The 7,980-nt window shown below is 26.1% G+C and carries 6 protein-coding genes; 1 reads left to right on the top strand and 5 read right to left on the bottom strand.

The annotated features are described in order from the left end of the window. The 4 genes from ACYQ44_RS10005 to ACYQ44_RS09990 form a co-directional block, all read right to left on the bottom strand. Positions 1 to 1,000 (bottom strand): potassium channel family protein (locus ACYQ44_RS10005; RefSeq protein WP_459997079.1); only part of this gene is annotated, 1,000 nt, incomplete at its 3' end. Positions 1,001 to 1,009: 9 nt separating this feature from the next. After that, positions 1,010 to 3,964: an Eco57I restriction-modification methylase domain-containing protein gene (locus tag ACYQ44_RS10000; RefSeq protein WP_459997077.1), complete on the bottom strand. Its 2,955-nt coding sequence runs from the start codon at positions 3,962 to 3,964 to the stop codon at positions 1,010 to 1,012. Between the two features lie 27 nt (positions 3,965 to 3,991). Beyond that, positions 3,992 to 4,726: a hypothetical protein gene (locus ACYQ44_RS09995; RefSeq protein ID WP_459997075.1), complete on the bottom strand. Its 735-nt coding sequence runs from the start codon at positions 4,724 to 4,726 to the stop codon at positions 3,992 to 3,994. Between the two features lie 4 nt (positions 4,727 to 4,730). Then, entirely contained in the window at positions 4,731 to 6,464 is a 1,734-nt protein-coding gene (locus ACYQ44_RS09990; RefSeq protein WP_459997073.1) for an NAD+ synthase, read from the bottom strand. Between the two features lie 188 nt (positions 6,465 to 6,652). On the opposite strand from ACYQ44_RS09990, the gene ACYQ44_RS09985 reads away from it, so the two are divergent. Then, entirely contained in the window at positions 6,653 to 7,351 is a 699-nt protein-coding gene (locus ACYQ44_RS09985) for a zinc metallopeptidase (protein ID WP_459997071.1), read from the top strand. Between the two features lie 25 nt (positions 7,352 to 7,376). Here ACYQ44_RS09985 and ACYQ44_RS09980 read toward each other — a convergent pair whose 3' ends face one another. Then, positions 7,377 to 7,874 (bottom strand): hypothetical protein, encoded by a 498-nt coding sequence (locus ACYQ44_RS09980; RefSeq protein WP_459997069.1) that lies wholly within the window; start codon positions 7,872 to 7,874, stop codon positions 7,377 to 7,379. Positions 7,875 to 7,980: the final 106 nt, after the last annotated feature.

The following is a 7,980-nucleotide window of genomic DNA, read 5'->3' as shown; positions in this document are numbered from 1 at the left end:
TTAATTTTTCAATATCTTCCTGATCTCCTATTACCATTAATGAATCTTTAGCTTTTATTTTATAATTTGACTTAGGATTATATAGGGCTTTTCCGTTATGCCTAATTGCCATAACAATAACATTTAATGTTTTAGAAATTTCTAACTCCCCAAAATCTTTCTCTACCATCCAACTATTTTCTGGAATTCTTATTTCTGCAAAACCGAATGTTTCACCAAAATCCATTTGTGTACTTTCTATAAATGAAAGAACGTTTGGTTTTGAAACCATTAATGCCATTCTTTTTCCAGTAATTTCCGGGGGAAGGAGAACATTATCTACGCCTGCGTATAATAATTTTCTCACTTCTTCAGAACTTGTTGCATTGGAGACTATATATAACGAAGGATTTAATGTTTTAGCTGTTAAAGATATATATAAATTATCAACATCATTTGGTAATGTTAATAACACACCTTTAGCATCATATATTTTGGCTTTTAATAAAATGTCTTCTTCCTTGGCATCACCAATTATATAATTAATACTATCATATTCTTTTTTTTCTATAAGTTTATTAATTTTTTCTTCATCTTTCTCTATTATTATATAGGGTATTTTTGATTTTATAAATTCATCAATTATATATTTCCCCGTTTTTCCCCCCCCAACAATTATATAATGGTCTTTTATATTATCAATTCTTTTCATCATTTTAAGAATTCCCCCTATCTTTTTAAAGTCTCCTTCTACAAATAATGCTGTTAAAGAAGAAATTAAATATAAAACTACTGATATCCCTGTAAATATAAGAATTGCATCAAATATAATTGTAGCATGAGAAATATTTTCAGGCATTCCATATCCCACAGTAGACAATGTTATTGCAGTAATATAAAAAGCTTTAAAAAAACCCCATCCTTCTAATACCATAAATCCTATAATACCTATAATAAAAATTACTATTATTATGAAAATAGAAAAAGTTACCTGTTTAAATATTCGTTTATATTCCTCCATAATACCCCCCTAATAAAATGGAACCGTTTTTTTATAATAATTCATTTGATCTTTCAAAAATTTGGTTCCTAAATATTTTTCCAAAGAATTTTTTAAATATTTTCGTATATATTCTTCCGTTATTCCAATTTTCTCTAATCTATCTTTTGTTTTAAGAAAACTCCCTTTACTATTCAAATACTCTTCATTAATTGCTAGAAATATTATATTTTTAACCATATAATTATTTTTCAAAATAATATTATTCTTGATAATACTAAAAGCAGACAAAGGATTTATTTCCGTTTTTACCGAAACTCTTTCAATAGCATTATCGTATTCAGATCTATTTTTCTTATAATAAATACTTTCTATATCCTTTATACTAATACTATTAGAATCTGGCTTTATATACTTTATAAACCTATATATTTCATTTTCTATTTTTTTTATTTTATTTTCATCTATATTGAATTCTTTTAAATATTCTTCTTTTAAAAATTTTCTTAGTGGAGGTAATTTTTCAAAAACATTTATATTTATCCACCCTGCGGGTATTCCTTCATTTTTATATATTTCTTTTATAGTTTTCTTTTTTAGTCCATACATTTGAAATATAATTTTTTCTATTAAAGCTTCTAGCATCAACATATATGTATCCAATAAATCCTTTACAAAAATTATATGATATAATCTTTCTTCAATGTCTCCATTTCTAATTTGGTGTAAAGGAGAACCTTTATAATGAAGCTCTAATGGAGATGTGTCTGTATTCTGTTTTTTTATTATTAAAATTAACTTTACAATATCTACTAATAATTCCTTCTTTTTACTATTTTTAATTAAACTGTTTGCCAAAGGTATTTGTTTTAAATCTCCAACTTCCAAATCCACACTTCCGGCAATAAATTTATATAAATAAAATGCTAATTTACTATTAAGAAATCCCAATAACGCATATTTAAGTTCTTCATCTTCTGTAAAAATACTACTACCTTTACAATCAAAAAGAAAATTTTCTGGAAGCAATCTAAAAGTTGGTCCTTTTGATGTTGTCATAGAATAAGTAATTCCTGATTTGAAATAATATTGTTTATTTGGTAAATGATTCCCCATATTTTTTAAAATGTTATAATTTTCTTCATCAAAAGCTATAACCCACCATAAATTTCCATACCATTTATTAAAAGGCCCTCCTTTAGCATAAGGAACCCATTTTTTATTATCTTCTTTATGATTAAAACTTAATTCATCTTTTGGAACCTGCCAATGATACCTCAAGAAACGTTTGTTATCTCCTGTTGCAATTCCTTGTCTTACATCAGCATAGTTAATCAATTTGTCATATTCAAATATTCTCTTTATATCTTCATTTATCCAGTAAACAAATGGAACTCTAGGGATCTTTTTAAATTCGTTCTGATCTTCTTCAAAAGTATTTTCTAGATTTTCATTTTCATATAGTTTGCTTATAATTTTTTTTAACTCATATTTTTTATTTTCATACGAAACATTATTAAGATCTATATATAATCCTTTCTTTTTTATATCTTTTGATTTCCTTAATATATACATAGCTGTATCTACAAGAGCATCCTCAAAAACTCCTCCTAAACCAAAATGAACAAGATTTTCAATGTGCATATTTTTAATAATAAACCTTCTTAATCCTTCATAACTACTTATAAACATAAATGTCTGCGGAGTAATCATCCCTAATAATCCATCATCTATTAAAAATTCATAATTTCTTTTAATAAAACATGCATATAAATTTTTTCTATACTCAAAATATTTTTCTCTAATATGCTTTCTCAACAATGGTGTATAATCATGAGAATCAGTATACGGTGGATTGGAAATAACTATATCATATTTAATCATTAATATTTTAAAAAATTTTTTTAGTTTTTCTACATAATATTTTTCCAACCTTGTTTTTTCTTCAAATAAGGGTATTAGTTTTCTTCTTTGAAATTCTAATATTAATTCTTCAGATTCTTTACTTAAAGTAACAAGACTTCCTAATTCCTCATATCCTTCAATGTCATTTCTTACATTTTCGTAAACCTTTCTCAACAATTTATCCTCTATATCTTCAGGTTTCACCATTTCAAAATTGGTAGAAACAAGATTAAAATCAAGATTGCCTCTATATCCATCAATTAACGCTTTTATCTTCAAAATAATTTTTGCTATTTCTATTGATCTTTCATCTATATCCATTCCATATATATTTTTTTCAATAATATTCTTAATATAAATATCTCTAGAATATCCTTGCTTTTCATAAAATTCTTTTAATCTATCGTATACCTTTATTAAGAAATGGCCACTACCACATGTCGGATCTAAAATCTTTATATCTTCAAGTTTTTTTGATATATATCTTTTTTGATATTTTATTTTATATTTCTCTGCTATTTCTTTATCGTCGTATAATTCACAATAATATCTGGTTAATGTTTGATCTACTATATATTCCACAACCCATTCTGGTGTATAAAATTGAGATTGTTCAAAAAGTCTTGGCCTTTCTTCATCTATATTGTAATATTGATATGCCCATCCTAATATATCCTCTTTATGCCAATCCTTTACTCTTTCAATCTCATTTATTATTTCATACAGACTGTTACCTAAATCTATTTCATAAATCTCATCAAAAAGTTCGGGTATATATTCTCTTAATTGAATGAAGTTGTTATATCCTTTTAAAATAGATTTTTCATTTAACATTTTTAAAGCTATTACTTTATTTACATAATTAAACGTATAATTTTCAACATATTTTTTTCTTTGATATTCATAATTTTCTGAAAACATTTCTATTAGCATATCCACAACTTTATTGTTATATATATACTTATTTTTATATGGAACAAATTCTTTTTCATAAAATCCCATTTGTTTAAGCTTATAATCAATAGCTTCCTTTATAATTGTTTTAATTTTTTGTATAGTAGTTTTAAGATTTTCATACATAAATATCCCCCAATTATTTTCTAATCCTTATTTTTCTAACAAAAATATTCTTAAAACAAAGTTTTTTTCTTCTCTATTTTCTTCTTCAGCATTTACCATATAATATTCTATGAAATCTTCTGTTTCTGAATTTTTAACAAAAACAAACATATTATCTGATAATTTATATATTTTATTTATATCTTCTAAAAAGAACTTCGTATATTTTGAATTTACTATAATGCTATTTTCTTTTTTATCCCTATTTTTAAATATATTTGGTATATTCATAAGTTCTATAGAATTAATATTTCTAAGTAAAAAATTTGCAAAGTGTAAATCATATTCATCTTGTAAATCTATTGGAACTTTATAAAACGTATAAACATTATTCTGTTCATCTATTAATATGTTTTTTATACCTCTTAAATAAAATGACGGAAATGAAATCAATATAGATTTGTTTAGTTCTCTTACATTAAAATATCTAAATGCTTTTTCATGAAATTCAAAATTTTTATATTTTATTGTATAACTTGTTTCATCTATTTTATTTACTAATACATCCCCATATTTTGTATCAAAAACTTTTTGATTTTTATATATATTAGTCCAATTTGCTTTTTCTATCTGCAACGTTGGTAATACTTTAAATTCATTTAACACTTTTTCATACTCAGACCAAAAAAACCATATAAAAACATAAGTTCCTAACATTATAGCAAAAATAAGCAATAAAGACTTCATACCTCTTTTTCTTTCTTCTTCGTTTAAAATAATCATATTTTTACCTCCAAACTTTATACCCGTTTGTTATTGGCATTCTTCTATCTTTTCCAAAAGCTCTTTGTGTCACCTTTATTCCAGGTGCTCCTTGTCGTCTTTTATATTCATTCAAATCAACTAATTTTAAAACATATTTTACAATCTCTATATCATAACCATCTTCAACTATTTCATCTATACTCATTTCATATTCTATATACCTCTCCAATATTGCGTCAAGTATATCATATGGAGGTAATTTATCTTGATCTGTCTGATCTGGTCTTAATTCAGCTGATGGAGCTTTTGTAAAGATATTTTCTGGTATTATCCATCCACCTTTAATTTTATTAAAGTACTCTGCCAACTTATACACTTCTGTTTTATACACATCTTTAATTGGTGATAATCCTCCAGCCATATCTCCATATAATGTAGCATAACCTGTAGCTACCTCACTTTTATTTCCTGTTGCAAGGGCTATATATCCAAATTTATTGGAAAATGCCATTACTATAGTTCCTCTAATTCTTGCTTGGATATTCTCTTCAGCTACATTTACAGGCATTTTAGAAAATGCTATATCCAATTCTTTTAATAAACTTTCAAACGTTCTTCTAATAGGAATAGTTTCCGTTTTTATACCCAAATTTTTAGCAAGTTTAATAGAATCCTCAATACTTCCTCTTGATGAAAATTGTGATGGCATTAAAATTCCTAAAACATTTTCACTGCCAAAAGTATCAGCTGCCAAAGCAGCAACAAAAGCCGAATCCATACCACCACTTAATCCTAAAACCACCTTAGAAAAACCATTTTTATTTATATAGTCTTTTAATCCTAATTTTAAGGCGCTATATATTTCTTCATATTTATTCAATAATAATATTTCTTTATTTCCTTTTAATATATTATCTTTTCTTTCAATTATTTTATTGATTTTTTTTATTTCAACATTATGTGTTTCATATATCAAATGTCTTCTTTTTCCCTCGCGCAAATTAGCTCTTGTTGATGATATAGGATCAATATCTATAAAATCTATCTTTTCTTTAAACAATGGCAATGAATGAACTACTTCACCAAATGGGTTTATAACTACACTTCCACCATCAAAAACTATTTCATCTTGACCACCTACATGATTTACATAAACTAACCATGTTGAGAGTTCTGATGCTCTAGTTTTTAACATTTCCAATCTATCTTTAGGCTTTCCTTTTGAATATGGAGATGCTGAAATATTAACAATAACATGTGCTCCCATTTCTGCAAGATCAACTGCAGGTCCATTTGGAACCCATATATCTTCACAAATTGTTATTCCTATTTTTAGACCATTTTTCAATTCTAATAACAATGGATTTTTTCCTGGAGAAAAATACCTTTTTTCATCAAATACAGAATAATTTGGAAGATAAATTTTATGATATTTTGCTTCTTCGTTTCCATTATATATAACATAAGCAGCATTGTATGCATCTACTTCAAAATCAAGATTCCCAATAATTGTTACAGCGTTCTTACCCTTTGAATTATTGATATATTCATTTAGCATTTGCCTTGAATCACTTAAAAAGCCTGTTTTCAAAACTAAATCTTCTGGGGGATATCCTGTTAAAAATAATTCTGGAAAAAGTAAAATATCAGCTTTTTCCTTTTCAGCCATATTAAGTGATTTTATTGCTTTTTCAAGATTTCCTTTTAAATTTCCCACATGGGAATTCAATTGCGCTAAACCTATTCTTAATCTCATTTTAATCACTCCATCTTTCAAATTTTGTTATTTTTATTATAGCATAATTTAATGAAAAATTGCCTATATATATTATTTTACATCCAATTTTTAAGAATTTTTTAAGCTCTTTATAGTATAATAGATTTGAACATTATTTTTTTTATATAGTCTAAAAACATCGAAAAAACAATGGAGGTGGTTGATAGATGTTCTTTTATCCATTTTGGTTTGATCCAACATTCATAATTTTACTACCAGGGTTAATTTTATCTTTAATTGCCCAAATGTCGGTACAAAGTACTTTTTCAAAATATTCAAAAGTAATGTCAATAACAGGTGAAACAGGTGCAGAATTCGCACGAAGAATGTTAAGTTCATTGGGGTTATACGATGTAAGAGTTGAAGCAGTTTCTGGTTTCTTAACCGATCATTATGATCCAAGAAATAAAGTCCTAAGATTATCTGCAGCAACTTATTCCAGTAGATCTGTAGCAGCTTTAGGGGTAGTAGCTCATGAAGTTGGTCATGCTATGCAGCATCAAGAAAATTATTTGCCCTTGGTTTTAAGAAATTTTTCAGTTCCTTTTGCAGCAATAGGGTCTAATTTATCATGGATATTATTTTTAATAGGTTTTTTATTTTATAGTCAAACATTAATTCAATTAGGTATATTATTATTTGCTTTTGCTGTATTATTTACATTGATCACATTACCCGTGGAATTTAACGCAAGTTCTAGAGCTATTAAAACATTGCCATTAATGGGAATGCCTTCATCAGAGGTTGTACATGTAAAAAAAGTATTAGGTGCAGCAGCTATGACTTATGTAGCTTCTGCTGCTATGGCAATTTTGCAGCTTTTAAGAATGATTATGATAGCCGGAATGTTCGGAGATAGAGACTAAAAAAACCCGCGCAATGCGGGTTTTTTTAATATATCATAATATTAAATCCAAAAATCCAATTAAGATTTAAATTTCCCGATAGTAATGAACCTATATTCTTGCTTAAACCTAACTCAAGAGAAAAATTATCGCCAAATCTAATGCCACTACTTGTAGTTATCAATATTTTTTCATAATCTACAATATTTGAAATATTTGTTTCTGCAGCTATTCTAAAAGGGAATATTCCTACATGCATTTTTATAATATTTAATCCTATCTTAATTTTGTCTATATTTATCTTTCGAACAGGCAAAATTGTAATTTCACTAAAATCATTCATATAATAATTATTTTCTGCAAATGGTACATTAACAAAAAAAATTAATAAATCTAATCTTCCAAAAATATCAAAAAAACTTCTGTCATCAGGCAAAATATTAACAACAGGTTTTTCTCTAAATTCTAATGTTAAACCAGCTTGATAACTAAAACCTAACACAACAAAAAGCATAATAAGAAAAATTATTAATATTTTTTTCACGGTTTCACCCCCTCGTATAATAAGATATGTATAGATATTTATTTATTATAGCTCTTTGAAAAGTAAATATAATTAATTATTTTGTGTAAATATAATTAATTATTTT

It is taken from the genome of Marinitoga arctica (assembly GCF_054657315.1).
Note: the sequence above shows the minus strand (reverse complement) of the source record. Positions and strands in the feature narration are given on the sequence as shown.

Excerpts from the sequence above, each read along its gene's own strand:
- ACYQ44_RS09990 (WP_459997073.1), bottom strand. The coding sequence starts at position 6,464 with ATGAGATTAAGAATAGGTTTAGCGCAATTGAATTCCCATGTGGGAAAT.
- ACYQ44_RS09985 (WP_459997071.1), top strand. The coding sequence starts at position 6,653 with ATGTTCTTTTATCCATTTTGGTTTGATCCAACATTCATAATTTTACTA.
- ACYQ44_RS10000 (WP_459997077.1), bottom strand. The coding sequence starts at position 3,964 with ATGTATGAAAATCTTAAAACTACTATACAAAAAATTAAAACAATTATA.
- ACYQ44_RS09995 (WP_459997075.1), bottom strand. The coding sequence starts at position 4,726 with ATGATTATTTTAAACGAAGAAGAAAGAAAAAGAGGTATGAAGTCTTTA.